General features: G+C 66.4%; 19 protein-coding genes and 2 pseudogenes. 13 read left to right on the top strand and 8 right to left on the bottom strand.

Annotated elements, in window-relative coordinates; translation table 11 throughout:
* Window positions 1-2 precede the first annotated feature (2 nt).
* Complete coding sequence (locus tag BFE01S_RS19425; RefSeq protein WP_042337988.1) at window positions 3-716, top strand: phosphorylase; 714 nt, start codon at window positions 3-5, stop codon at window positions 714-716.
* A gap of 116 nt (window positions 717-832) precedes the next feature.
* On the top strand, window positions 833-1,303 hold the full coding sequence (locus BFE01S_RS19420) for an acyl-CoA thioesterase (RefSeq protein ID WP_028226927.1): 471 nt from the start codon (window positions 833-835) through the stop codon (window positions 1,301-1,303).
* Between the two features lie 208 nt (window positions 1,304-1,511).
* Here the strand turns inward: BFE01S_RS19420 and BFE01S_RS19415 are convergent, their stop codons facing one another.
* Both BFE01S_RS19415 and hpnN read right to left on the bottom strand, forming a co-directional pair.
* Window positions 1,512-2,513, bottom strand: coding sequence for an MlaA family lipoprotein (locus BFE01S_RS19415; protein ID WP_028226926.1), 1,002 nt, complete (start codon window positions 2,511-2,513; stop codon window positions 1,512-1,514).
* Window positions 2,510-5,140, bottom strand: a complete 2,631-nt coding sequence (gene hpnN / locus BFE01S_RS19410) for a hopanoid transporter HpnN (RefSeq protein ID WP_028226925.1) — start codon at window positions 5,138-5,140, stop codon at window positions 2,510-2,512. Before hpnN ends, BFE01S_RS19415 begins: the two co-directional genes overlap by 4 nt.
* A gap of 178 nt (window positions 5,141-5,318) precedes the next feature.
* On the opposite strand from hpnN, the gene BFE01S_RS19405 reads away from it, so the two are divergent.
* Window positions 5,319-5,918 (top strand): MlaC/ttg2D family ABC transporter substrate-binding protein, encoded by a 600-nt coding sequence (locus BFE01S_RS19405; protein WP_028226924.1) that lies wholly within the window; start codon window positions 5,319-5,321, stop codon window positions 5,916-5,918.
* A gap of 67 nt (window positions 5,919-5,985) precedes the next feature.
* Here BFE01S_RS19405 and BFE01S_RS19400 read toward each other — a convergent pair whose 3' ends face one another.
* Together BFE01S_RS19400 and BFE01S_RS19395 are read right to left on the bottom strand one after the other, a co-directional pair.
* On the bottom strand, window positions 5,986-6,627 hold the full coding sequence (locus BFE01S_RS19400) for a response regulator (RefSeq protein ID WP_028226923.1): 642 nt from the start codon (window positions 6,625-6,627) through the stop codon (window positions 5,986-5,988).
* Entirely contained in the window at window positions 6,624-8,114 is a 1,491-nt protein-coding gene (locus tag BFE01S_RS19395; RefSeq protein WP_028226922.1) for a cache domain-containing protein, read from the bottom strand. The genes BFE01S_RS19400 and BFE01S_RS19395 overlap by 4 nt, the downstream gene beginning before the upstream one ends.
* Window positions 8,115-8,396: 282 nt before the next feature.
* Between BFE01S_RS19395 and BFE01S_RS19390 the strand changes: the two genes are divergently transcribed.
* The 8 genes from BFE01S_RS19390 to BFE01S_RS19355 all read left to right on the top strand — a co-directional run bounded on the left by BFE01S_RS19390 (window position 8,397) and on the right by BFE01S_RS19355 (window position 17,905).
* Window positions 8,397-10,484, top strand: a complete 2,088-nt coding sequence (locus tag BFE01S_RS19390) for a carbon starvation CstA family protein (protein WP_028226921.1) — start codon at window positions 8,397-8,399, stop codon at window positions 10,482-10,484.
* Window positions 10,485-10,504: 20 nt separating this feature from the next.
* Complete coding sequence (locus BFE01S_RS19385) at window positions 10,505-10,711, top strand: YbdD/YjiX family protein (RefSeq protein ID WP_028226920.1); 207 nt, start codon at window positions 10,505-10,507, stop codon at window positions 10,709-10,711.
* A gap of 323 nt (window positions 10,712-11,034) precedes the next feature.
* Window positions 11,035-12,066 carry an AraC family transcriptional regulator gene (locus BFE01S_RS39335; protein WP_042337986.1) on the top strand — a complete coding sequence of 344 codons (1,032 nt, stop codon included), beginning with the start codon at window positions 11,035-11,037 and terminating at the stop codon, window positions 12,064-12,066.
* Window positions 12,067-12,237: 171 nt separating this feature from the next.
* Window positions 12,238-13,296, top strand: coding sequence for an ABC transporter substrate-binding protein (locus BFE01S_RS19375; protein ID WP_028226919.1), 1,059 nt, complete (start codon window positions 12,238-12,240; stop codon window positions 13,294-13,296).
* 73 nt (window positions 13,297-13,369) lie between these two features.
* Complete coding sequence (locus BFE01S_RS19370) at window positions 13,370-14,176, top strand: ATP-binding cassette domain-containing protein (protein WP_028226918.1); 807 nt, start codon at window positions 13,370-13,372, stop codon at window positions 14,174-14,176.
* Between the two features lie 11 nt (window positions 14,177-14,187).
* Complete coding sequence (locus BFE01S_RS19365) at window positions 14,188-15,447, top strand: sugar ABC transporter permease (RefSeq protein WP_028226917.1); 1,260 nt, start codon at window positions 14,188-14,190, stop codon at window positions 15,445-15,447.
* Window positions 15,448-15,484: 37 nt separating this feature from the next.
* On the top strand, window positions 15,485-16,213 hold the full coding sequence (locus BFE01S_RS19360) for an SDR family oxidoreductase (protein ID WP_028226916.1): 729 nt from the start codon (window positions 15,485-15,487) through the stop codon (window positions 16,211-16,213).
* A 57-nt stretch (window positions 16,214-16,270) separates the two neighbouring features.
* On the top strand, window positions 16,271-17,905 hold the full coding sequence (locus tag BFE01S_RS19355; RefSeq protein ID WP_028226915.1) for an FGGY-family carbohydrate kinase: 1,635 nt from the start codon (window positions 16,271-16,273) through the stop codon (window positions 17,903-17,905).
* A 63-nt stretch (window positions 17,906-17,968) separates the two neighbouring features.
* Here BFE01S_RS19355 and BFE01S_RS19350 read toward each other — a convergent pair whose 3' ends face one another.
* Together BFE01S_RS19350 and BFE01S_RS39330 are read right to left on the bottom strand one after the other, a co-directional pair.
* Window positions 17,969-18,988: an SGNH/GDSL hydrolase family protein gene (locus BFE01S_RS19350; protein WP_028226914.1), complete on the bottom strand. Its 1,020-nt coding sequence runs from the start codon at window positions 18,986-18,988 to the stop codon at window positions 17,969-17,971.
* Window positions 18,989-19,128: 140 nt separating this feature from the next.
* Window positions 19,129-20,907: a DUF3857 domain-containing transglutaminase family protein gene (locus tag BFE01S_RS39330; protein ID WP_245621144.1), complete on the bottom strand. Its 1,779-nt coding sequence runs from the start codon at window positions 20,905-20,907 to the stop codon at window positions 19,129-19,131.
* A gap of 37 nt (window positions 20,908-20,944) precedes the next feature.
* Between BFE01S_RS39330 and BFE01S_RS45085 the strand changes: the two genes are divergently transcribed.
* Window positions 20,945-21,166, top strand: coding sequence for a hypothetical protein (locus tag BFE01S_RS45085; RefSeq protein ID WP_169742649.1), 222 nt, complete (start codon window positions 20,945-20,947; stop codon window positions 21,164-21,166).
* A 206-nt stretch (window positions 21,167-21,372) separates the two neighbouring features.
* Here BFE01S_RS45085 and BFE01S_RS19340 read toward each other — a convergent pair whose 3' ends face one another.
* Window positions 21,373-22,188, bottom strand: coding sequence for a GNAT family N-acetyltransferase (locus BFE01S_RS19340; protein ID WP_028226913.1), 816 nt, complete (start codon window positions 22,186-22,188; stop codon window positions 21,373-21,375).
* Between the two features lie 76 nt (window positions 22,189-22,264).
* Window positions 22,265-22,389 (bottom strand): annotated as a pseudogene (locus BFE01S_RS46580) (LysR family transcriptional regulator); the annotation flags it as partial.
* A 154-nt stretch (window positions 22,390-22,543) separates the two neighbouring features.
* Between BFE01S_RS46580 and BFE01S_RS39325 the strand changes: the two are divergent.
* A pseudogene (locus tag BFE01S_RS39325) lies at window positions 22,544-26,623 on the top strand (two-partner secretion domain-containing protein); the annotation flags it as partial.

Genomic DNA, 26,623 nt, shown 5'->3' with positions numbered 1-26,623 from the left:
CGATGAGCGCGACAGCATCCGCGCGGCCCGTGATCGCGGTCGCAGGCATGGCATTCGAAGCGGCCATCGCGCAGGGCAATTCGCGCGACGGCGTGAGCGCCGTCTATGCGGCGCGCGCCGACCTGCTCGAACGCGCGCTCACGGCGGCGCTGGAGCGCGGGGCGTCGGGCGTCGTCAGCTTCGGTACGGCGGGCGGCCTCGCGCCGGATCTGGAGCCGGGCACGCTCGTGATTGCCGACGCCGTGGACGGCCCCTTCGGCCGCATCGACACCGACGCCACGTGGACCGAGCGGCTCGCCCGCGCGCTGGCGGACTCGCCGCTCGCCGCGCGCGTGCGGCGCGGCGTGCAGGCCGCGGTCGCGGCGCCCGTCGTCGGCGCGGACGGCAAGGCGGCGCTCCATCAATCGACGGGCGGCGCGCTGGCCGTCGATATGGAATCGCATCTGGCCGCCGCCGCGGCGGCCGCACGCGGGCTGCCGTTCACGGTGTGCCGCGCGATTGTCGATCCCGCGTGGCGCAGCCTGCCGAAGGCGGCAATGGCCGGCCTGCGCGACGACGGATCGACGGCGGTCCTGCCGGTTCTGCGCGAACTGGCCCGCGACCCCTCCCAGCTAGGCGGCCTGCTGCGCGTCGCCGCCGATGCGAAGGCCGCGCGCCAGACGCTCGCCACCGCGCGCAGCGTACTGGTGAGCTCCCGGGCGCTTTTTCCCGTGTGATCCATCTGGAATATTGAAAGACTAGGGAAAACCCTTATCTCTGGTAATATCTAGGTGTTAACCCTCGGTTCGCGTTCCGGCCCGGGGACGGATCACATTCGAAGGGGATTGCAGCCATGAATTTTCACACTCGCAAGTGGGTCAAGCCTGAAGACCTGAACCCGAACGGCACGCTGTTCGGCGGCAGCCTCCTGCGCTGGATCGACGAAGAAGCCGCCATTTACGCCATCTGCCAGCTCGACAACCAGCGGGTGGTGACCAAGTTCATCTCGGAAATCAACTTCGTGAGCTCGGCGCGCCAGGGCGACATCATCGAACTGGGCATGACGGCCACGGACTTCGGCCGCTCGTCGATCACGCTGCGCTGCGAAGTGCGCAACAAGATCACGCGCAAGAGCATCCTGACGATCGAAAAGATGGTGTTCGTGAACCTGGGCGAAGACGGCAAGCCCGCGCCGCACGGCCGCGAGCGCATCCGCTACGCCGACGAAGCCTATGAGCGCTATCGCCGGAACGTGCAGACGGCGGCGGACGCGATCGAGGCGGTCGGTTCGGAAGAGGAGCGGGAAGAGGACGCGGTGCATTAAGCGCCGAGTCCGTTCGCGAAGCGCCGAAACGAAAACCCCCGGCAGACCAGGCGTCTGTGTGAACTGCACCCCAAAAGTTGGACACCGATCCAATCTTTGGGGTGTTTTTCATGGCGAAGTACGATGAGCAGCTCGCCGCAGCCGCGCCCGCGCCTGTTCAGCAACGGCTACGCAGGTCGCGAAACGGCGGCGAGGCCGCGCGCGCCAGTCAGGGCGCCGAGGCCGGAGCCGGTGCGGCGGGCTTCGCGACCGCATCGGCGGCCGATGCCGCAGCCGATGCCTGCGCCGCAGCGCCAGATGCAGCTGCAGCCGGCGCCGCCGCGCTCGATTCGCCCGGATCCTCGTAATTCGGCAGGCCGTTGTTCTGGCTATCCCCGCCCTTGCCGGCCGGCGCGTTCGATCCGCCCGCGCCGCCTGTATCGCCCGGGTCCTCATAATTCGGCAGTCCGTTCGAATTCCCCGGAGCCCCCGAACTGCCCGACTGCCCCGGATCGCCATAGTTCGGCAGACCCTGGGTGCCCGACTGCGAGCCGCGCAGCAACGATTCTCGCTGCTGGCGGTAGGCGTCGCGCACGAACGAGTACTTGTCGAGTGCCGCCTGCGAAAGCAGGTCGGTTGCGCCCAGCAGGTCCGCGCGCGTGCTGACGAACTGCGTGACGTACAGCGGATTGCGCACGGCCGGTTCGATGTAGTTGAGCACGTTGAACTTCACGTCGACGCCCATGCCGATGCCGTCGCGCACCGAGCTGGGCCCGAAGAGCGGCAGCACGAGATACGGGCCCGCCGGCATGCCGTAGCGCCCGAGCGTGAGGCCGAAGTCCTGGTGGTGCTTGGGCAGGCCCGCGGGCGTGGCGAAGTCGATCAGGCCGCCTATGCCGAACGTCGTGTTCATGGCGAGGCGCATGAGGTCTTCGGTGGCGTCGGTGATCTTTAGCTGCAGCAGGTCGTTGGCGAAGTTGCTCACGTCGCCGAGATTCGAGAAGAAGTTGCTGATCGCCTGGCGCAGCGGCTGCGGCGTCACCTTCTGGTAGCCCTTGGCGATCGGCTGCGCGACCGTGGTGTCGAGCACGTCGTTGAACTTGAAGATCGCGCGGTTCGCCGGTTCGAACGGATCTTCCGGCTTGCGGTTGGGGCCCGTTGCGCAGCCCGACGTCACGAGGATCGTCAGGCTCGCCGCCGCCATGGTGAGCGCGGCTTGTTTCTTGTTCATCGGTCGATCCCCTGGGGTTGCGTTCTTGTGCGTTTTGTCACGCGCGGCTTGCCCATCAGCACCGGCTGGAAGACCACAGCGCCAATCAGCGTACAGAAGAGGGACAGCGCGAGCAGCTTGCCCATGCTCGACGTGCCCGGATGGTGCGAAAGCCACAGGCTTCCGAATGCGGTGGCCGTGGTGGCGGCGGAAAACAGCACTGCGTGCGTGAGGCTCGAATGGAGCAGGCCCGTCTGGCCCGAGCGCCAAGCCATCACGAAATAGATCTTGAACGCGACGCCCACGCCCAGCATCAGGGGCAGCGCGATGATGTTCGCGAAATTGAGCTGGATGCCGAGCACGACGCACAGTTCGAGCGTCACGAGCGCCGAAACCAGCAGAGGAATCAGCGTGCGCAGCACGTCGCCGAAGTGGCGCAGCGTGATCCACAGCAGCGCCGTGATGAGCAGCACCGACCAGGCCGCCGCCTGCAGGAACGCGAGGATGATCACGTTCGCCGAATGCAGGATCGAGATGGGGCCGCCGATGGCGCCCGGCTCCGCGGCCTTCACCGCGTGAGAGAAGCGCGCGAGCATCTGGTCGTCGCCGGGATCGACGCCCGCGGGCACGCGGGGCGCGACGTCCACGAGCGCCTGGCCCGTCGGCGCCACCCAGTCGCGCACCATCCCGGGCGGCAGCGTTTCGCGCGTGATCGGCGAGGGCTGCAACAGGCGCGCGAGCTGCGCGAGCGCGAGCCTGAGCGGCAGGCTGAAAGCTTTTTCGGCGCGATCGCGCGTGGCGGCGTCGGCGTTCGCGAGCTTCGTCAGCGCAGCCGAAAGATGCTGCGCTTCGGCGGCACCCGGTCCCGGATGGTCGCCCGCGGCCAGCGTCAGCTGGTTCGCCGCGCGCTTGAGCGTGTCCACCCGCACCGCGTCGGTCGCGGGCGAGGCCGGCTGCTGCGTGAGTGCGGGCAGCAACTGCTGCGCCGCGCTCGAAATCAGCATCAGCTTTTGCTGCTGGTCGTCGGGGATCAGCGAGCTGAGCGTCGTGGCGCGCGCCACTTCCGGCAGCTTCGCGAGCTTCGCGGCGATCCGGTCGGCGTCGGTCAGGGTCGGCGCGAGCACGCTCACGTCGTTGATCGAGATAACGGGCGAATCCTTCAGCGCAATCAGCGTCGCCATCGATTCGGTGTGCGGGTCCTTCAGGTGCAGCGGGTTGAAGTCGAAGCGCAGGTGCAGCAGCAGGGGCGTTGCGCCCACCACCACCACGAGCGTGCCGATCAGCACCGGCTTGCGATGATCGGCAAGCCACTTGTCCACCGGCGCGAGGAACGCGAAACCGGGGGACGTTTTCTCGCCGTGCGGCTTGAACACGCTGATGAGCGCGGGCAGCACGGTCATGTTCGCGAAGTACGCGACGAACATGCCCACGCCCGCGATCTGGCCGAGCTCGGAGAGGCCCTTGTAGGCCGTGGGCAGGAAGGAAAAGAAGCTTTCGGCCACCGCGATGGCGGCCAGCGTGAGCGGCACGCCGATCACGCGCGCGGTCTTGAGGAGCGCCGCGTCGAGCCGTTCGTCCTGGTGGCGCTCCTCGCGGTATTTCACGCCGAACTGCACGCCGAAGTCCACCCCGAGGCCCACGAACAGCACCATGAACGCGACCGAGAGCATGTTGAGCGAGCCGACCATCATGAGGCCGAGCGCGGCCGTGATGACGAGGCCGATCACGAGCGTGACGAGCACGGCGCCGATCAGCTTGCCCGAGCGCAGCGCGAGCCAGAGGATCACGAGCACGACGACGGCCGTGATCGCGCCGTTGAACGCGGCGCCGTCCTCCACCGAGGCGAACTCTTCGTCGGCGAGCGGCTGTTCGCCGGTCAGGCGCACGCGGGCGCCGTACTCGACATCGAGATGCAGCGAGGCGGCGGTGTTGCGGATCGTCTGCGAGGCGCTCGCGGCGGCCTTCAGCGCCGCGTAGTTGAGCACCGGCTGCACCGTGACGAACGCGAACGCGGGCTTCTTCGCCGCGTCCTTGTCGACGAGCGCGCGCCACGAGAACGCGGCCGGCTTGCCGGCCAGCACCTGATCGAGCGTGTCGGCGGCGCTGCCGAGCAGGTGCGCCATGTCGGGCAGCTTCACCTGGCCAATCGTGAGCGGCAGCAGCAGCGTGGTCGTGAGCGTGCCGGCAAGGCCGGTCAGGCTGGGATCTTTGGCGAGCTGGTTGACGAGCGGGCGCGCCTGCACGAGCTGGCCCGTGGTGGAGAGCACCGAGGCCGTGGAAGGGAACAGCAGGCCGTTGTGCTCGAAGAACGGACCGCCCGCGGGCTGCGAGATCTCGCTGAATTCGCGCGGGTCCTGCCTCAGCGCGTCGGCGAGCTTGTCGGCGGCGGCGTCGGCGAGTTCGGGCGCGTCGGCCTCGACCACCACGAGCAGCGACTGGCCGCGCTGCGGGAAGGCTTTGTCGATGGCGTCGCCGAGCGCGGACCATTGCGCGTCGTTCTCGACGAGCCCGCTGACATCGGTATTGATCTTGAAATGTTTGACGACGTACACGCCGCTAAGCGCGGCCAGTACGAGCGCGAGTGCGATGACCCACGCCGCGCGGCGCACTGACCAGGCGACGAGGTGGATGATGAATGGCTTCAGCATACAGGCGAGGGGGCCCTGTCCATGACGGTTTTTCTGGCGAAGCGCGTCAGTATACCGGCCTCTCCCTTCCCGGCGCGCCTTGTACACACAAGGCGCTCAGGCAAAGCCGTTATACTGGATCAGCCGGGCCGCCACCCGTCGCGTCCCGGCGCTTGAATCTTACTGTCCCGATGAGCGTATGAAACGTTATTTCACCGCATTTCTCGCCGCCGCCTTCGTGTCGGGTGCCGCCTATGCCCAGAGTTCTCCCGACGCCATCGTCAAGGATGCCGTGCAGGGCACCGTGAAGGCGATGCAGGCCGACCCGCAGGCGCGTGGCGGCGACATGGCGAAGATCACCCAGGTGGTCGAGACCCATTTCGTGCCGGCCACCGACTTCCAGCGCACCACCCGCATTGCCATCGGCAAGGCATGGACCACGGCCACCCCGGAGCAGCAGCAAAAGCTGTATGAGCAATTCCAGCTCCTGCTCGTGAAGACCTATGCGTCCTCGCTTGCGCAACTGCGCGATACGGAGGTGACCTTCAAGTTCCTGCCGTCCAACACGGCGGCGGGCGCGAAGGATACGGTCGTGCAGTCGCACGTCATCAGCAACGGCGGCGACGACGCCATCGACTACCGGCTCGAACGCACCGCCACGGGCTGGAAGATCTACGACATCAACATGATGGGCGCCTGGCTGATCCAGGTGTACCAGACGCAGTTCGCCGACCAGATCGCCAAGGGCGGCATCGACGGCCTCGTCAAGTTCCTCGTCGATCACAACGCACGCAGCTAACGCGGCACCCACGCAGCACCCACGGCAGCACCGGGCGGCCGCGGCGAGCACCGCAACCGCCCTTGCCTCACCCCTTCCTGCGGTTCTCCACCGCGAACTTGATCAGCTCCGCCTGGCCTTCGATGTCGAGCTTACGCTTGAGGTTGAGCCGGTGCGTTTCCACCGTGCGCACCGAAAGCCCGGCGCGCTGCGCGATCTGCTTGCTCGACAGGCCCTGTGCGAGCGCATCGAGAATATCGCGCTCGCGCGGCGTGAGGCGTTCGATGGGCGCTTCCTTCGCCGAAGCCTGGATCATGCGCACGCCGAGCCCCGCGCTGAACCAGGTTTGCCCCGCGAGCACCGCCTCGATGGCGCGCACGATCTCCATCGAGGGCGAATCCTTGAGCACATAGCCGCTCGCCCCTGCCCGTACCGCCTGGGTCACGTACTCGACGTTGTCGTGCATCGACAGCATCAGCACGCGGATCGCCGGAAAGCGCTCGTGAAAGAGGCCCGCGAGCGCGATGCCGTTCATCCCGGCCATGCCCACGTCCATCAGCACGAGGTCGGGGTCGAGCGCGGCGGCGAGTGCGATGGCCTCGTCGGCGTTGCCGGCCTCGCCCGCGACCTGGAGGCCCGCCACCGCTTCGAGCCGGGCGCGCAGGCCGTCGCGCACGAGCGGGTGGTCGTCGACGAGTAAAAGCCGTGCGGGTTGGGCCGTGTCGTTCATGATCTCTCTTTTCCTGCTGCTGTCGCCGTTGCCGCGGGTGCCGTTGTCGCCACCGGCACCCACGCCGTGAGCACCGTGTGCCCGGGCCGCGAGCTCAACGTGAGCCGGCCGCCGAGCGACTCCAGCCGCTCGCGCATGTTGCGCAAGCCGAGGCCCGCGCGCGGATCGGCCTGGGCCTCTTCGACGTTGAAGCCGCGGCCGTTGTCGGCCACGGTCAAGGTGACGCCGCCGCGGGCCACGTCGAGCGAGAGGGCCGCGCGCGGCGCGCCGGCATGGCGCACGATGTTCGTGAGCGCTTCTTGTGCGATGCGAAAGAGTACCGTGTTCACGGCGTCGGGCAGGACGGCGGCCTGCGCTGGCAACGGCGTCGGCAACGGCGTCGGCATCGACGGCGCGGGCGCACCGGCCCGGGCGAACTCGATCTGTATGCCGGACTCGGCGCTCAGCTCGCGCGTGAGTTGTTCGAGCGCGGCGGCGAGCCCGAGGTCGTCGAGCATGGCGGGGCGCAGCGCGTGCGAGATGCGGCGCACTTCGCGCAGCGTATCGGAAAGGCGCGTGAGGCCGGTGGCGAGCGAGGCTTCGGCCGCGGGCGTGCGCGTTTCGCCGCGCTCGAGGCGCGCGAGCGCCGATTCGAGCAGCAGCTTCACCGAAACCAGCATCTGGCTGATGCCGTCGTGCAACTCGCGCGAGAGCCGCGCGCGCTCCTCTTCCTGCGACTCGACCACCTGCTGCGCGAGCCGCTTGAGCCTGGCGTCCGCGCTGCGGTGCTCGCTCACGTTGAGCACGAGCGCGCCCAGCGTGATCACGCCCACCCCCGCCAGCGCGATCACGCCCAGCCACTTGAGCGTGCGCTCGATGTTGGCGGAGGCGCGTTCGTCGATGCGCGCGAGCGTGGAATCGACGTCGTCGAGATAGATGCCGGTGCCGACCATCCAGCCCCAGCGCGTGAGCGGCACGACATAGCCGAGCTTGGGCGCGAGCTTGCCGGTGGAGGGCCGCTTCCACAGATAGCGCACGTAACCGCCGCCGCGCGTGGCCGCGGCAACGAGTTGCTGGATCGTGAGCGCGCCCTGCGGATCGCGCAGGTCCCAGAGGTTGCGGCCCACCAGGTCGGGCTCGCGCGGGTGCATGAGCGAGCGGCCATGCAGGTCGTAGACGAAGAAATAGCCGTCCGGGCCAAAGTCCATTTTTTGCAGCACGGCCAGCGCCTCGCGCTGACGGGTGGCGATCCCGGCGGGCGTGGCGTCGGCCGGCGTCTCGTAGAGCGGTGCGACCGCGCTCGTGGCGAGCTCGACGTAATGACGCAACTCGACTTCCTTGCTCGCGAGGTAAGCGGCCTCCGTCGTCGCGTGCTGCGTCTGCGCGAGCGCGGTGGCCTGCTCCCGCACGCCGATCCCGATACCGGCGATGGCGGCGAGAAAGGGGACGACCGCAAGCAGAAAAATCTTCGTTTTCAGGCGGTCGTTGAAGAAAAATGGGGCGGCCATGGCGACGATCGAACGCTGGGTGAGCAAGGATAACCGTGCGCGCGGGGCCATGCCGGGCGTTCATCCAGCGAGGCCAGGGCGCAGCCGCCCTACGTAATTCCACGTAGCGTACTTACGTAGTTGTGCGCTTGTGGCAGGTAGGGCGAAAGCGAATACTACACGCCCATGGCATGGCCACCTCGACCATGCGCCGCGCCGCACGCCTCCTCGCTCACCGGGAGGCCGGCGCACCGGGCCCGGTTCCGATAGCCGGGTCAATCCAAAAACATAAATGGAGACGCCATGAGTCGGACATCCCGTTTCGTCGTCTGGACGCTGGTCGCGCTATTGGGCGCGTTCGCGTTCGGCACCATCGCGCTCGCGCACGGCGAGCGCATCAGCGCACTGTGGATCGTGGTCTGCGCGATCTGCGTCTATCTCATCGCTTACCGCTTCTACAGCCGCTTCATCGCCAGTGCCGTGCTGCAGCTCGACGGCCTGCGCATGACGCCGGCCGTGCGCCACAACGACGGGCTCGACTACGTGCCCACCAACAAGTACGTGCTGTTCGGCCACCACTTCGCGGCGATCGCGGGCGCGGGTCCGCTGGTGGGCCCGGTGCTGGCCGCGCAGATGGGCTACATGCCCGGCATGCTGTGGATACTCGCGGGCGTGGTGTTCGCGGGCGCCGTGCAGGACTTCGTGGTGCTGTTCCTCTCCACGCGCCGCGACGGCCGCTCGCTCGGCGACCTCGTGAAGATGGAGCTCGGGCCGGTGCCCGGCGTGATCGCCCTCTTCGGCACCTTCCTCATCATGATCATCATTCTCGCGGTGCTCGCGCTGATCGTGGTGAAGGCGCTCACGAACTCGCCGTGGGGCACGTTCACGGTGGCCGCGACCATTCCCATCGCGATCTTCATGGGCCTCTACGTGCGCTTCATCCGGCCGGGCCGGATCGGCGAAATCTCGATCATCGGCTTCGTGCTGCTGATGGCCTCCATCGCGTTCGGCCAGCACGTGCACGATTCGCCCACGCTCGCCGCGATGTTCACGTTCACGGGCACGCAGCTCACCTGGATCCTGATCGGCTACGGCTTCGTCGCTTCGGTGCTGCCGGTGTGGCTCCTGCTCGCGCCGCGCGACTACCTCTCCACGTTCCTGAAGATCGGCACGATCCTCGCGCTCGCCATCGGCATCCTGATCGTCGCGCCGGAACTCAAGATGCCCGCGTTCACGCGCTTCATCGACGGCAGCGGGCCGGTGTGGTCGGGCAACCTGTTCCCGTTCCTCTTCATCACCATCGCGTGCGGCTCGGTCTCGGGCTTCCATGCGCTGATCTCCTCGGGCACCACGCCCAAGCTGCTCGACAACGAAACCAACGCGCGCTTCATCGGCTACGGCGCGATGCTGATGGAATCGTTCGTTGCGATCATGGCGCTCGTGGCCGCTTCGGTGATCGAGCCGGGCGTGTACTTCGCGATGAACGCGCCGCTCGCCGTACTCGGCACGACGCCCGATGCGGTGGCGCACACCGTCGGCCAGTGGGGCTTCGCGCTCACGCCGGACATGCTCACGCAGACGGCGAAGGCCGTCGGCGAAACGACCATCGTGGCGCGCGCGGGCGGCGCCCCGACGCTGGCGGTGGGTATGGCGCAGATCCTGCACCAGGTGATCGGCGGCCAGGCCATGATGGCCTTCTGGTATCACTTCGCCATCCTCTTCGAAGCGCTCTTCATTCTCACGGCGGTCGATGCCGGCACGCGCGCGGGCCGCTTCATGCTGCAGGACCTGCTGGGCACCTTCCATCCGTCGCTCAAGCGCACCGAGTCGCTGCCCGCGAACCTGATCGCCACGGCGCTGTGCGTGGCCGCCTGGGGCTACTTCCTGTACCAGGGCGTGGTCGATCCGCTCGGCGGCATCAATACGCTGTGGCCGCTCTTCGGCATCTCGAACCAGATGCTGGCCGGTATTGCGCTGATGCTCGCTACCGTGGTGCTGTTCAAGATGAAGCGCGAGAAGTTCGCCTGGGTCACGGCCGCGCCCACGCTCTGGCTCCTGATCTGCACGCTCACGGCCGGCTGGCAGAAGATTTTCGACAGCAGCCCGAAGGTGAGTTTCGTCGCGCACGCGCAGAAGCTTTCGGCCGCGCTCGCGGACGGCAGGATCGTGGCGCCCGCGAAGTCGGTCGAGCAGATGCAGCGCATGATCTTCAACGACTACGTGGATGCCGCGCTTTCGGGCCTCTTCATCTTCGTGGTGGTCAGCATCGTCGTGTACGGGCTGATCGCGATTGCCCGCGCACGCCGTGCCGACCGCCCCACCACGCAGGAAACGCCGTATCAGCCGATGCCGGCCGGCGGCATGGCGGGCCGCGCTGGCGGCGCGCACTGAAACCGCAAGCGAGGCACACCATGTTCTCCGGGCTACGCGACAACGTGCAGACGGCCGGCCGCTATCTGGGCCAGGCCATGCGGCTGATGGTCGGCCTGCCGGACTACGAAGGGTACGTCGCGCACATGCGCGCGACGCATCCGGACCGGCCGGTCATGAGCTACGAGGCATTCTTCCGCGAGCGGCAAAACGCGCGCTACGGATCGGGCGCGGGCAAATGCTGCTGATGCCGGCCTGAAGCACCGGCACGAGATTCGCGCATACGAAGGCGCAACGGTTTGACGGCCGTTGCGCCTTTTTTCATGGGCCTGGCGCGAGACGGATTCGGGCGGCTTTGGCCCCATTCCGGGCAGGCTGTTGCTTTGCACAAAAGTTGACATCGGGCGCTTGCGGCACGATGCGGGCTTACCCGAATGCAAAAAAGTATCAGTCTGCGGTCCTATTTTCAGTGGCCGGAACGCGCCGGCCCGGGTAATTTTCGAGTCATGACGGGCGCTCGACCGCGACACGAAGCAGAACACCAGAACGGACCGCCGCAGGAGGACGACAGATGCAGGCCACACAGGACGCGACGGCGGTGAAGGACGCGCGCCAACCCAGGATAGACCAGCCGGACCTCGAACTGGTCGCCGTGCCGCGCGACGAGTCGTTCAAGGTCTGGTCGCACGGCTACCCGTATCGCACGGTGCGCTGGCACTTCCATCCCGAGTACGAGATCCACCTCATCACGGCGACGACGGGCAAGTACTTCGTGGGCGACCACATCGGCAATTTCGTGCCCGGCAATCTGGTGATGGTCGGGCCCAACCTGCCGCACAACTGGGTGAGCAGCGTGCCGCAGGGCGAGCGTGTGGAAGAGCGGTGCCTCGTGCTGCAGTTCGATGCCGGCTTCATTGCGCGCACGATCGAGGCGTTTCCGGAATTCCGGCGCGTGGAGGTGCTGCTCGATGCCTCGCACTCGGGCTTGCTGTTCCCGCCGAGAACGGGCGCCGTGGCCGAGCCGGTCATGCGCGAGATGCTGGGCGCGCAGGGCTTGCGCCGCATTGCGCTGTTCATGGTGCTGCTCGATCTGCTGGTGCGCAGCGCGGAGCCCGTGAAACTCGCGAGCGAGGCGTATCGCGCCGACCCCACCCGCTACGCCGGCACGCGCATCAATCACGTGCTGACCTTCATCGGCAAGAACCTCTCGCAGGAGTTGCGCGAGACGGAGCTGGCCGAACTGGCGGGGCAAAGCGCGAGTGCCTTTTCCCGGTACTTCCGCCGCCATACCGGCGTGCCCTTCGTGCAGTACGTGAACCGCCTGCGGATCAATCTGGCGTGCCAGTTGCTGCTTTCGGGCGAACTGAGCATTACCGAAATCTGCTACCAGGTGGGCTTCAGCAACCTCTCGAATTTCAACCGCCAGTTTTTGCTGCTCAAGGGCATGTCGCCTTCGCGCTGGCGGGCGTGGCAGCAGCTCAACGCGGCGAGCGCCGCCGAGGCGATCGAGGCCCCGATCGAGGCATCAAGCGAGGCATCAAGCGAGGCATCAAGCGAGGCACCCGTAGCCCCCGCCCCCTCGCCGGCCCACGCGCCGGGCTAGCGCGTTCCGTTCCGGCTGTGCAGCGGCGGCGAGCCCCGGGGCTTGCCGCCGAGGGACAGCTTTTACCCGCGATTCCCCGCTACAAGGCAGCGAGGAGCGCACCGAAGGCCGCAGCGACGGCAGCAACGATGGCATGACCGCATCGACATTGACCAACAACGGAGACACTCGATGACCCGACTCTCGACCCCCCTGATCGGCGCCGCCTTACTGGCCGTCGCGCTGACGGGCACGACCGCGGCCGTGGCCGCGCCCAGCGGCACCGTCGCTTTTCTGATGCCCGACCACGCTTCCACGCGCTACGAGCAGCACGACTTCCCCGGCTTCAAGGCGGAGATGGCGAAGCTCTGCGCCGGCTGCAAGGTGCTCTACCAGAACGCCAACGCCGACGCCTCCATGCAGCAGCAACAGTTCAATTCGGTGATCGCGCAGGGCGCGAAGGTGATCGTGCTCGATCCCGTCGATTCCACCGCCGCCGCTTCGCTCGTCCACATGGCGCAAAGCCAGGGCATCAAGGTCATCGCCTACGACCGGCCCGTGCCCTCCACGCCGGCCGACTACTACGTCTCGTTCGACAACGAGGAGATCGGCAAGTCCATCGCCCAGTCGCTCGTGCAGCATCTGAAGGACAGCGGCGTCGCCACCGGCAAGGGCGGCGTGCTCGAAGTCAACGGCTCGCCCACCGACGCGGCCGCGGGGCTCATCAAGAAGGGCATTCACGAAGGGCTGGCAGGCAGCGGCTACAAGACGCTCGCCGAGTACGACACGCCCGAGTGGGCGCCGCCCAAGGCCCAGCAATGGGTGAGCGGGCAGATCACGCGCTTCGGCACGCAGATCGTCGGCGTGGTGGCCGCCAACGACGGCACGGCAGGCGGCACCATCGCCGCCTTCAAGGCGGCCGGCGTCAATCCGGTGCCGCCCGTCACGGGCAACGACGCGACGCTCGCGGGCCTGCAGCTCATCATCGCGGGCGACCAGTACAACACCATCCTCAAGCCGAGCGAGATCGTGGCCGGCGCGGCGGCGAAGGTGGCCGTGGCCTTCCTCTCGGGCGACAAGCCCAAGGGCGAGATCACGCTCTTCAACACGCCCACGCAACTCTTCAAGCCCGCCGTGATCACCGCGAAGAACATCAAGGCGGAGGTGGTGGACAAGGGCTTCGCGAGCGCGAAGGACCTGTGCACGGGCCGTTACGCGGACGGCTGCAAGACGCTCGGCATCGCGAACTGATCAGGTATGCAGAGGAATGGGGTCCGGCGCAGATCGGCCGGACCCCTCCGGAAGCAAACAGCAGGTGACTCCCATGACTGAAAACTCCCCATCCCGCGCGGCACCCGGCGAGCTGGTACTGAGCCTGCGCGGCATCTCGAAGCACTTCGGGGCGGTTTCGGCCCTCACCGATATCGAGCTCGACGTGCACGCAGGCGAAGTGGTGGCCCTCGTCGGCGACAACGGCGCCGGCAAATCGACGCTCGTGAAGATCCTCGCGGGCGTGCACCAGCCGAGCGCGGGCACGATCACGTTCCGCGGCGAAACGGTGACGCTGTCCGATCCGGCCACGGCGCTCGACCTCGGCATCGCAACCGTGTTCCAGGACCTCGCGCTGTGCGAGAACCTCGACGTGGTCGCCAACATCTTCCTCGGCCGCGAACTGAGCCCGCTGCGGCTCGACGAGGTGCAGATGGAAGTGCGCGCGTGGACGCTCCTCAACGAGCTTTCGGCGCGCATTCCCGACGTGCGCGACGTGGTCGCCTCGCTCTCGGGCGGCCAGCGCCAGACCGTGGCGATCGCGCGTTCGCTGTTGCTCGACCCCAAGCTGATCATGCTCGACGAACCCACGGCGGCGCTCGGTGTCGCGCAGACCGCCGAAGTGCTGAACCTGATCGAGCGCGTGCGCGACCGCGGCCACGCGGTGATCATGATCAGCCACAACATGGAGGACGTGCGCGCCGTGGCGGACCGCATCGTGGTGCTGCGCCTTGGCCGCAACAACGGCGTCTTCTATCCCGATTCCTCCAATGCCGAGCTGGTCGCCTCGATCACCGGCGCGACCGAAAATGCCGTGTCGCGCCGCGCGGGCCGGCGCGAGGCGCAACAGGACGTTCAATGAAAGGGGCGATCATGAGCAAGGAAACACATGGCGCCACGCCGCCTTCCCCGCTGCTCGACCGCAGCGATAGCCGCGTGAAGCACGCCGCCGGCGTGGGCGAAAGCCTCTCTGCTTTCGTGGACAAGGTCCGCTCGGGCGATCTGGGTTCGCTGCCCGTGATCGTGGGCCTCGTCATTATCTGGACCGTGTTCACGAGCCTGAACCCGATCTTTCTCTCGGCCGACAACCTCGTGAACCTGCTGTTCGACTGCTCGACGGTGGGGGTTATTTCGCTCGGCATCGTCTGCGTGCTGCTGGTGGGCGAGATCGACCTCTCGGTGGGCTCGATGAGCGGGTTTGCCTCCGCACTCGTGGGCACGCTCTGGGTCAACGAAGGCTGGCCGGTGCTGCTCGCCATCGCTGCCGCCATCGTGGTGGGCGGCGCGATCGGCGCGCTCTATGCGCTGCTGCTGAACCGGCTCGGCATGCCGAGCTTCGTCTCCACGCTCGCGGGCCTGCTCGCCATTCTCGGCCTGCAGCTTTATGTGCTCGGCAGCGAAGGCTCGATCAACCTGCCCTACGGCTCGACGATGGTGAATTTCGGTCAACTAATGATCATTCCCGCCGTCGTCTCGCATCTGCTCGCGCTGCTGCCGGGGCTTGCCATCGTGCTGATCGGCCTGCGCACCCGCGAACGCCGCAAGGCGGCCCGCCTTTCGGCGCCTTCGTTGAGTCTCCTGCTCGCGCGCGGCGTGATCCTCACCGTGGTGCTCGAACTGGTGGTGAGCTACCTCGACCGCGGACGCGGCGTGCCGCTGATGTTCGGCGTCTTCCTCGGTCTCGCCATCGCCATGGACTATGCGCTCACGCGCACGCGCTGGGGCCGCTCGATGAACGCCGTGGGCGGCAACCGCGAAGCCGCGCGCCGCGCCGGCATCAACGTGCGCCGCATCTACACGAGCGCCTTCGTGCTGTGCGCGGGCTTCGCCGCGCTCGGCGGCGTGCTCACGGCGGCGCGCCTCGCTTCGGCCAGCCAGCAGGCCGGCACCGGCGACGTGAACCTGAACGCGATCGCCGCGGCCGTGATCGGCGGCACGAGCCTCTTTGGCGGGCGCGGCAGCGCGTGGTCGGCGGTGCTCGGCATCATCGTGATCCAGTCGATTGCGAGCGGCCTCACGCTTCTGAACCTGTCGTCTTCGCTGCGCTTCATGATTACCGGCGCCGTGCTGGCGATTGCCGTGATCGTCGATTCGCTGGCGCGGCGCTCGCGCGTCACGCACGGCCGCGCATAAATCCACGCATCGATCCATGCATTCTGGAGAGTCGTTCATGTCTGAATTCATGAAGGGAAAGGTGGCCGCCATCACGGGTGCGGCTTCGGGTATCGGTCTCGAATGCGCGCGCACGCTTGTCGCGCACGGTGCGAAGGTCGTGCTGATCGACCGCGCCAGGGAGCGGCTCGAAGCGTGCTGTGCCGAACTGGGGCCCGACGCGTTCGCGCTGGAATTGGATCTGCTGCGGCCCGCGGAGGTGTCCGGCATGCTGCCGAAGATCCTCAAGCTGGCCGGCGGCCTCGACATCTTCCACGCCAACGCGGGCGCCTATATCGGCGGCGAGGTGGCGGAAGGCAACCCCGACGAGTGGGACCGCATGCTGAACCTCAACATCAACGCGGCGTTCCGTTCCGTGCATGCGGTGCTGCCGCACATGATCGCGCAGCGCTCGGGCGATATCGTCTTCACGAGCTCGATTGCGGGCCTCGTACCGGTGGTGTGGGAGCCCATCTACACGGCCTCCAAATTCGCCGTGCAGGCCTTCGTTCACACCACGCGGCGCCAGGTGGCGAAGCATGGCGTGCGGGTGGGGGCGGTGGCGCCGGGGCCCGTCGTCACGGCGCTGCTGGACGACTGGCCGAAGGCCAAGATGGAGGAGGCGCTGGCCTCGGGCAGCCTGATGCAGCCGAAGGAAGTGGCCGATGCGGTACTCTTCATGCTTACGCGGCCGCGCAACGTGACCATACGCGATCTGGTGATCCTGCCGAACAGCGTCGATCTCTGAGCGCCTGGGCGTCGCTTCGGTTCCCGGCGACGTTTCACTCCTTACAAGCAATCTGCGATGAGCACTGACAATTTCACCGCCGGCGCAGCACCGGCCGCGCGCTACGTGATCGGCGTGGACGTGGGCACGGGCAGCGCCCGCGCCGGCCTCTTCGATCCCTCGGGCCGCATGGTCGCGTCCGCGAAGCACGACATCACGGTGTTTCATTCGAGCGGCGCCATTGTCGAGCAGTCGAGCCGCGAAATCTGGCACGCCGTGTGCCGCGCGGTGAAGGACGCGCTCGCGATGGGCGCCATCGCGCCCGACGCGGTGGCCGGCATCAGCTTCGACGCCACCTGCTCGCTGGTCGTGCTGGGCGAGGGCGGCCGCTCCTTGCCCGTGGGGCCCACCGAGCAGGACGAGCGCGACATCATCGTGTGGATGGATCACCGCGCGCTCGGCCAGGCGCAGGGGATCAACGAGACGGGGCACGCGGTGCTGCGGTTCGTGGGCGGCACGATCTCGCCGGAAATGGAAACGCCCAAGCTGCTGTGGCTGCTGGAGAACCGGCCCGAGGTGTTCGAAGCGGCCTGGCAGTTCTTCGATCTCACCGACTTCCTGACCTGGCGCGCGAGCGGCGATCTGGCGCGTTCCACCTGCACCGTCACGTGCAAATGGACCTATCTCGCGCACGAGCGGCGCTGGGACGAGAGCTACTTCCGCGCCGTGGGCCTGGGCGTGCTGGCCGACGAAGGTTTTGCGCGCATCGGGCAGCGGGTCGTCGAACCGGGCACGCGGCTCGGTAGCGGCCTGACCGCCGAAGCGGCGGCCGAGCTCGGCTTGCGGGCGGGCACGCCGGTTGCCGCGGGCGTGATCGATGCGCACGCCGGCGGCATCGGCACGGTGGGCGCCGATGGTGCGCCCGAGTCTTGTCTCGCGTATGTGTTCGGCACCTCGTCGTGCACGATGACGACCACGCGCGAGCCGGTTTTCGTGCCGGGCGTGTGGGGGCCGTACTACTCGGCGATGGTGCCGCACGCGTGGCTCAACGAAGGCGGCCAGTCGGTGGCGGGTGCGGCCATCGAACGGCTGCTCTCGATGCATCCGCTCACGCCCGAAGCCCATGAGCGCGCCACCCAGGGCGGGCAATCGCTGCCCTCCATGCTGGCGGGCCTGGCCGTGCAGGCTGCCGTCGAACTCTCCGACGCAGCGAAGCTCGCGCAAGGTCTGCACGTCGTGCCGGAGTTTCTCGGCAACCGCGCGCCCTTCGCCGATCCGCACGCGCGCGCCGTGATTGCGGGGCTGGGCATGGAGGCGGATCTCGACAGCCTCGTGGCGCTCTATATCGCCGGCATTTGCAGCATCGGCTACGGGCTGCGCCAGATCATCGAGGCGCAGGCCGCGGCCGGCGCGCCGATCGAGCGCGTGGTGATCAGCGGCGGAGCGGGACGGCTCGCGCTCGTGCGGCAACTGCTTGCCGACGCGACGGGCAAGCCCGTGCTCGTGACCGAGGCCGAAGAGCCCGTGCTGCTGGGCGCCGCGATGCTGGGCGGCGTGGCGGCCGGCCTCTTCGACGACGTACGCACGGCGATGGCGAAGATGTCGCGCATCGCCCGCGTTCACGAACCGGCGACGGGCGAGATCGCGGCGCTGCACGACGCGCGCTACGACGCGTTCAGGCAGTTGCAGAGCGTGGCGCGGGCCATCCGTTAGCGCGCGGCGTTTTTCACCGCGGCCCGGTGGCCCTCTAATGGCTTGGCGGCCCCGCAGCCGCCCTCAGTGCCCCAGGCCGCTCGCGGCGATCTGCTGCTCCACATACTGCGCGAACAGCGAGTGCAGATGCGTCGTGGGGTGCAGGTCGTCGGCGAACATGTAGGTCTGGTCCGCGTTGGACGAAACGTAGGTGGCCGGCGAGCAGAGCAGCGAGGTGTCGTCGGGCGTCTTCGACGGATCGCAGGCCTGGCCCGTGTTCGACACGGTAAAGCCGTTGGCCTGGAAGTTCGCGACCATCTGCGTGACCCAGCTGTACGCATCGACCTGGATGACCTTGCCTTGCAGGCCGTTCGATTGCAGGGCGGCGTTCAGGGTCGAGTTGAAGAGCTGCGAGAGCTGGGTCAGATTCGCGCCGCCATCGGAGGCGGCGAGCCCCTTGGGCGACAGGCCGATGTTCGGCAGGTTGACTACGACAACGTGCGTGGCGCCGCCCTGGACGATCTGCCCGATCACCTGTGCGAGCGTGGTGGCCGCCGTTTCCACCGTCGAAGTGGCGGCGGGCGGCGTGCCGGCGCGCAGCACGTCGTTGGCGCCGGCCCAGACCAGCACGAGCTGTCCCGAGTTGAAGCTGCCGTACGTGCCCAGATAGCTCGAAACCTGCTGGTTGACCGGCATTTCGACATTGCCGATCACATCGGTCAGGAAGTCGTACTGGGTGGCGGGCGTGGCGACCGTCGATCCGCCCTCGGCGTAGCCGAGGCCTCCTTGCGCACTGAGCTTGTGATCGAAGCCGATCGTGAACGCGGCGTTGAGCGTGTTTCCGTAGTACTGCGCAACGTCCTGGGTCCACACCTGGCCGGGGTTGGTGGTGAAGCGGCCGCCGCCTACCGCGCTCGCGATCGGCGCATAGGTGCCGACGTCGGAAAGGCTGTCGCCGAAGGAGACGACCTGCAGGCTTACGCCGCCCGGCGGCGTGCCCGAACTGCTGCTTGTGCCGCCGCTACCTCCGCCGCCGCAGGCGGCAACCAGTCCGAACAGGACGGTAGAAATTGCAATTCGGACCGCATTGTTGATTCTTTGCATTGCGCCTCCTCGCCGCCCAGGGCGGTTACGCCCGCCGCGCAAGGTCGCGCGGCGGGCTCACGGGAGGAGGTGAGCAAAAAGGATGCGCGGTCTTTTGCGTTCGCGCCGGCTTGGCCCCTGGCTTTTGTCCAGGCTTGGCCCTAATAGGTAATCTGGCTGTGCAGATCGCGCTGCACCTGGAGCGCCATCTTCCTGAGCTCCACATAGTCGTCGGGCTGCAAGAGCACGCCGGGCACCACGATCGTCAGGTCCCGCGTGACGGTGATGTCCCGTCCGCTGGCGGTGTAGCTGGACCGATAGGCGCCGAGCTTCGAGGCGACATCGAGCGGTTTGGGCAGATGGGTCACGTTGACGCCTTCGGGCAGCGTAAGCACCGTGGTCTCGACCAGATGGCGGCTCGGGAAGGGCATGGCGAAATCGCGTGTCTGCGCGCCGAACGCCCCGAAGCTGTCACTGATGCTGCTCAGGCCGCCCAGGCCGCGGGGCACCTGCATCGCGCCCGGACCCGGCAGTTGCGCGTAGTCCGGCAACTGGAATTCGGTGCGGTACACGAAGGGCTGGGTGAGGTCGTGAACGTCGCCGTGATGGAAGTCGCCCGTGCCGTTCTGGCCGCTCAGCGCCAGAATGCGGCTCGCGACTTGCGGCTCGACGCCGGGCTGTATCGCGGCAAAGATTTCGCGTGACAGCCATTCGAGCGAGCCCGTGCTTTGCACCTGGGCCGTGCCGGTCACGTCGCCGTTGCTGGCCAGGGTCACGTGCTGGGCCGTGGTGACGCTCGTGCTGTCCGGGTCGCCCGCGGGCAGGGTGACGATCTGCGCCGTGCCGTTCTCGCCGTCCGTAATCAAGGCCGGCTTGCCGAGTTCGTTCACGGGCAGGCTGCCGAAGCGCGCGAAACTGGCCGTCGAGTCCGCGAACATCTTGAAGTCGGGGAGGTACGTGATGGCGTGGTTGAACACCGCGAGCGGCGTGGCGACCTGCGGCAGCCAATAGGAGTTGCCTGCGTTCACGAGCACCGGGCTGCTGCGAATGCCCTTGGCGGCCAGCAGCGCCTGAAGCAGCGTCACGTGGTCCTTGCAGTCGCCGTATTCGGCCTTGAGGATCGCATCGGCGTCGTGCGGCACGACGCCGCCAAAGCCGAAATAGATCGCCACGTAGCGGATGTGGGTGCTCACCCAGTCGTACAGCAGGGCCGCCTGTGCCCTGGGATCGCTCACTCCCTGGGTCAGTTCGTCGGCCTTGGCCTGAATGGCCGGCGTGACGGCCGCTTTCGCCGCCGCGCGCTGCTGGTAGGCCGCGCCCACGGCGGCGAAGCTCGGGAACGTGGTGACGGTCAGACGCGGGCTCACGTCCGCCGTGTTGACCGATCCCAGCTCCGGCACGTGCGCGGGCGTGTTGCCGAGCGTCCAGCGCCAGGTCTGCTTGCCGGGGTCGTCGGAGGCGACCTTGCCGCCCGCCATAGCGACGGCATCCGCGTAAAGCTTCAGCGCTGCGGGCGCGTGGATCGTGACGCTCGCGGACTCGAAGGCACTCTGGTTCCGGAAGTGCTCGGTGGTGGAGAACTGCCCGGGGAAGAGCGGGGTGCGCTCGGTCCAGCGCGTGCGCAGCGTGATGGTCGCGCCGGTTTCGACGGCAGGAAACACGACGGTTTTGACACGGCCGTCGTCGAACATCGGAGCGATCGCGCTCTCGCGGCTTTGCTGTTCGAGAATCCGGTCGGGGGCAACGTCGATGCGCTTGCCGTCGCTCGTGGTCGTATAGGCTTCTTCGACGACGACATCCTGCATCGTCTTGCTGTAACGAAGCGGAATCTGGCTGAACTGCTTGACCCCCTGATCCGTATTCAGGCGCACGCTTTCCGTCTCAAGCCTGGTATTCGTGCCGTCCGCATTGACGTCATAGACGATATCGTCGGAAAGCACGGTGACGTTAGGCTGAAACGGGGCGGCACAGGCGTAATTGCACGCAATCGCCGTTGCGCATGCGGTCAATATTCCCCTGATCGGTTTATTCATATTCTTGTTGATCTTGTTTCGCGATTTTCGAGGCCGCTTTTCGGCAGCGGTAATCAATCGGGCCGAAATCCGGGTGAATCATCCGCCTGCCATGGCCGGCCCGCCGTGCCCAGGCGTGGACAGGGCAGAGGCGAAAAATGCAATCGGCATGAATAAAGGCGATTGAACGATGGATTGTTTCAAGGAAATCGACTTTATCTCAATCCATTTTTTGCCGCAACAAAGGTGCAGTGCTTAATCCAGATTTCGTTATTGAAAGATTATGGGCGTCGCGCGTTTGCTTTTCGAAGGTTATTGAAAAGAGAGCGCAATGCGCCGTAATTCGCCATGTTTGTCTGGGAGCCTGAAACTTTTAAATGCCCGTTTCGGGCACTAAAGTGCTGCGGGACTGCGTGGTTCCTGGCACAAGCTCGCCACGCGCTGCGCTTGCGGCCTGAAACCCATTGCTTCGTAAATCGCACCGGCGTGATACGCCTCGTCGGCCACCATGACGAGCCGCTTCGACTGGCCCTCAGTCATCCTGATCGCCTCCGTCACCAGCGTCTTGCACACCTTCTGGTTTCGATGGCGCTCCGAAGTGATGACCCACTGGAAGCGCCCAATGCCGTCGAGAAAGAACAGCCCCAGGCTGCCCACCTGTTCGTCGCCGATAAAGGCACCCCACCAGTCTCCGAGGCCTCGGCCGATCAGTTGCCGGTATACCGCCTCGCGGTTCGCCATGAAAAGCCGGGAGCGGATGTCGTCGGGATCGGGCATGTCGGCCAGTTGCATCCGGGACCAGTCGTCCCAATCCTGCTGCGATTCGAACCGGCGAACCTTCACTTCGGGATTGATCGCAACAGGGTGTATCTCGCGCGGATGCGCGGCGAGCACGCGGCATACCGTCAAATCGTAGCCTTGCTGCACGAACGCTTCGACCTCCACCGCACCCTTTGCGCCTTCGGGCCACGTAAACGCCCGATGCGCGATGGCCGGCGGCATGCCCACAAGGCGGCCGAAATCGTGCTCCAGCCGTTCTAGCTCGTCTGCTACCGGCCGCCGCGGCAGCACGAGCAGGTTGCCGAAAAAGTAGTCGGGTGCATCGGGCGTTCGTACAACAATGTAGTTATCCTGAGCTTCTGAGATCGCACTCTCCCGATACAACGAGAGGTCCGTGGCGAGACCCAGGTTATCGGAAAGCACGTTCATTGATTGCTTTCCTCGTCTTCATGCAAATGTTCATTCTTCACGTTCTCGATAAAAGCCTGCACGATCGGGTTGCGCCAGCGAGCTGCTGGGGCAGGTAGTCCAGATGATGCCCGGAAAGAATCAGGAGCGATACGGCCTCCGTGTTGTCGGCTTGGTGGAGTGCTGTGCTTCGGGTGTGGGACGGGTGCGCCATACCCATTGTGATCGCCCGACCAAATTTATGCATCAGGCAATCGGACAAATCAGAAAATTCGTATAACGTTGCGTGTGCACCAATTGTGACGATGATTGATAGCCGCTCATTCCGCGTTGCGGAATCATCCGGGCTTTAATTGTTTGCACGTCAAAAAGAATAATGAACCGAGGTCATTTCAGGTTGGTGTTTAGCCGGCTCCGCGGGATGCGCGTCGCGGTGGCTGAAACGGCAACCGGTCATGGAAACGCGAGCCATGGGGAATCGGGTCCAGCCGTCGCACGGCCGTCCTTCACACTGTTCGCCATGCGTCATGTGGCGTTTGCCGTCCTCTCATCTGGCCTCGCGCCTGTGATGGCCGATGCACAGATCGTGCCGTCGGGTGCCCACGCGCCCAACGTCATCAATACGGCGAACGGCTTGCCCCAGGTCAATATTCAAAAGCCCTCGGGGGCGGGTGTATCCCTCAACACCTATTCGCAGTTCGATGTCGGATCCGGCGGAGCAGTGCTTAACAATTCGCCTACGATCACAAATACTCAACTCGCAGGGAAGATATCTGGCAATCCCAATTTATTGCCGGGACAGGCCGCGAGCATCATCGTCAACCAGGTCAACAGCAGCAACCCATCCCAGCTAAGAGGCTACGTTGAGGTCGGAGGGCAGAAAGCCGCAACGGTCGTGATTGCCAACGGCTCGGGGATCGTGGTTGACGGCGGCGGCTTCATCAACACCTCGAGGGGCATCCTCACTACGGGTAATCCGCTTATCGACGGTAGCGGCAACCTCGCTGGTTTTAACGTCACTCAGGGGACCATCACGGTTCAGGGCGCGGGGTTGAACGCCTCGAATATCGACGAGGTGGACCTGCTGTCCCGCGCCGTGCAGGCTAATGCGGCCATCTACGGCAACATGCTGCACGTGGTCACAGGTTCGAACAGCATCGACTATGCGAGCCTGACGCCTACGCCGATTGCCGGCAGCGGTCCCGAGCCCGGTGTGTCTATCGATGTCTCGCAGCTCGGCGGCATGTACGCGAACAGCATTACCCTGGTCGGGACCGAAAATGGCGTGGGGGTTGCGAACGCCGGGACGATTGCCGCGCAGGCCGGGGACCTCACGCTGACCAGTTCGGGCCAGCTTGTCCAGTCGGGCCGGATGAACGCGAGCGGCAACCTCGGCATCAGTGCGGCCAGCGTACAGAACACGGGCGCGATTTACGCGCAGCAGAACCTCGCGCTCGGCACCTCCGGCGCGCTCGTGAACAGTGCGACCGTTGCGTCACAGCAAAACACGTCGATCAACGCGGGCTCCGTTGCATCGACTGGCGTATTGGGCGCAGGGATCAACGGTGACGGCACCACTGGTCCAGGCGGCAACCTCTCGATCAACTCGGCGGGTCTGCTGTCGGCCAACGGGCAGAGCGTCGCGGCCGGCTCGGTCACGCTCTATGGTGCGGCGCTCGACCTCTCGAATGCGCAGATCGGGGCCGGCACAGCGCTGAACCTCACGGCCAGCGGCGGCAATCTGGGTCTGGTCAATGCGACCGCAGGCGCAGGCACGTCGATCACGGCGAACGTGGTCGGCATGTTCGACAACAGCGGGAGCAGGCTCACCAGCGGCACGTCCACGCAGATTGCGGCGGGCGCCGTGCGCAACGCGGGCGGCCAGATGGTGGCCGGGACGATCCTGGACGTGACCACTGGCGGCGCGTTCGACAACACCCAGGGTGTCATGCAGGCAGCAGGCCAGGCATCCATCAGCGCGGCCTCGCTGGACAACACCGCGGGGCAAATCCTCTCGCTCAATGGCGATGGCCTGACGCTCGGCACGACGGGGCAACTGACCAACGGCGCGGGCGGCCAGATCGGCGGGAACGGCGCGGTGTCGATGCAGGCCGGCACTCTGGTCAATCACGGCGCGATGACCGCACAGACGAATCTCCAGGTGTCGGCGCAGTCCGTCGATAACACCAATGGTTCGCTGGAGGCTGGACAGAACATAACCATCAACGCCGGGTCACAGTTCACGAACAGCGGCGGGAAGGTCCTGGCAGGCCAGACCGCGGCGATCAGCGCGACGACGCTCGATAACAGTTCGGGCAACATGCAGGCCACGCAACTGACGCTGAACGCGACCAACCTCGTCAACCACGCGGGCACGATCACGCAGTATGGAACGGGGCCGATGGCCGTCAACGTGAGCAACCTGTTCGATAACTCGGCGGGCGGCATACTCCAGACCAACAGCACGAACTTCACGCTCGCCCCGGCAACGCTCGACAACGACGGCGGCTCGATCCTGCATGCCGGTGCCGGCACCTTCACGCTCGATCCGGGCAACGGCGCGGGGTCGTTCTCGAATGTCGGCGGCACGGTCATCAGCGCGGGCACGGTGCAAGCGCAGATGGGCAGCTTCAATAACGGGAGCGGCACATTCGCTGCGCAACAGGGCATGTCGGCCGCGGTCCTGGACGGGGTAAACAACGCAGCGGGTCTTATGCGCGCCCTGGGGTCGCTGGCGTTGACGACCGGCGGTGCGCTCACCAACGCAGGGGGCAGTGTCCAGGCGGGCACGGGCGCAACGGGTGATGTCTCGACGATCTCGGTACAGGCCGCTTCCATCGACAACACCCATGGCTTACTGGGCAACCTCGGTTCGGGCGCGATGTCGGTACAGGCTGGCAGCCAGATCGTCAATGCGGCAGGCGTCGTGACCGGCAACGGTGCAGTGTCGCTCGCTGCGTCATCCATCGCGAACACCCAGGGCGGCCAGGTGAGCGGCGCGGGCCTCACGGTGCAGGCAGGAGATATCGACAACCAGGACAGCCGGATGGGGACGCTGCCGGGGTATCAGGGCGATGCCGCCATCACGGCCACCGGCACGATCACGAACACCGGCGGCCAGATGGGCGCCACGCATGACCTGGACATCTCCGCCGGTACGCTGCTGGGCGGCGGCGCCTACTCCGCTGCGAATGACGTGACGCTGAACCTCCAGGGCGACTTCACGACGATGCCCGACCAGCAGTTCATCGCCGGCCACAACCTCACCTTCCATTTGCCCGGCACCTTCAGGAACGCCGCCGTGCTACAGGCGGTGAACGGTCTGGGCGTCGATGCGGGCGATATCGAAAACAGCGGCGCCATGATGGCGGGCGGCACGCTCACGACGCACTCGGACACGCTCAGCAATACCGGCGCGATGGTGGGCGGCAGCGTGTCGCTCAACGCGGTCAGCACGCTTTCGAATCTCGGCCCGACCGCGCTCATTGGCGCATCGGACAGCAATGGCACGCTCGAACTGCTCGCCCCCGATATCGAGAACCGCGACGACACCACGGCGACCGATTTGCAGGCCACGACCGCGATCTTCGGACTCGGCAGCGTCGTGCTGGCGGGCGGAAAGAATCCGGACGGCAGCTACAGCAACGCGAACGTCATCAACAACGTATCGGCGTTGATCCAGTCCTCGGCCGACATGGCGCTCTACGCGAACCAGGTGACGAACACGCGGCGCGTGATGACGACCTCGGGCTATACGTAGCCGGCCGATCCTTCGGTGGTCGCGCAGCTCGGTATCAGCCTGTCCGGTTGCACGGCCATCGACATGACGGCCTGCTCCGCAGATCACCCCTATGTCGCCTGGGCCACGCCGGATAACCCCGCTTTCCTGACGATGATCGGCGGGGTCTATACGCTGCCGCCCGGCGGCGGCCAGTGGAACAGCGGCTATCAGTACACGACCTATACGGGCGTGGCGCTCGAAAGCATCATCACCGCTATCAGCCCTGCTGCACAGATCATTTCGGGTGGCAACCTGGATGCGTCGAAGGTCGGTTTGTTCCAGAACGACTGGAGCCAGGTGGCCGCGGTTGGCAATATCGCCGCGCCGGTTTCGCTCGACCAGGACTCCTGGCAGGGACAGGTGGCCCCCGGCGTGCAGGTCACGTACTCGGGCTACTACCACTACACGAACTACGACCACAGCATTGGCGACTGGACATTACCGTTCGGCGATGCGCCGTTCAGTGGCCCGAATCCGGGCGGCTACACGCAGGCCGCGCCTGCCGATGTCGTCAAATACGGGCTGCCCGACTATGAATCGAGCTTCAGCGCGGGTGGGACGATTTCGGGCACCGGCATCAGCATCGACAACACGGCGGGCAATGCCGGGCTTCCGTCGATGAACCTGGCGCCAGGCCAGTCGATGGCCGACGTCGGCATCGGAAAGGTGAACGGC

The sequence above is a fragment of the Paraburkholderia ferrariae NBRC 106233 genome (assembly GCF_000685035.1).
GTDB classification, from domain to species: domain Bacteria; phylum Pseudomonadota; class Gammaproteobacteria; order Burkholderiales; family Burkholderiaceae; genus Paraburkholderia; species Paraburkholderia ferrariae.
The sequence above is the reverse complement of the archived record's forward strand: the minus strand, read 5'-3'. Positions and strand labels throughout refer to the sequence as shown.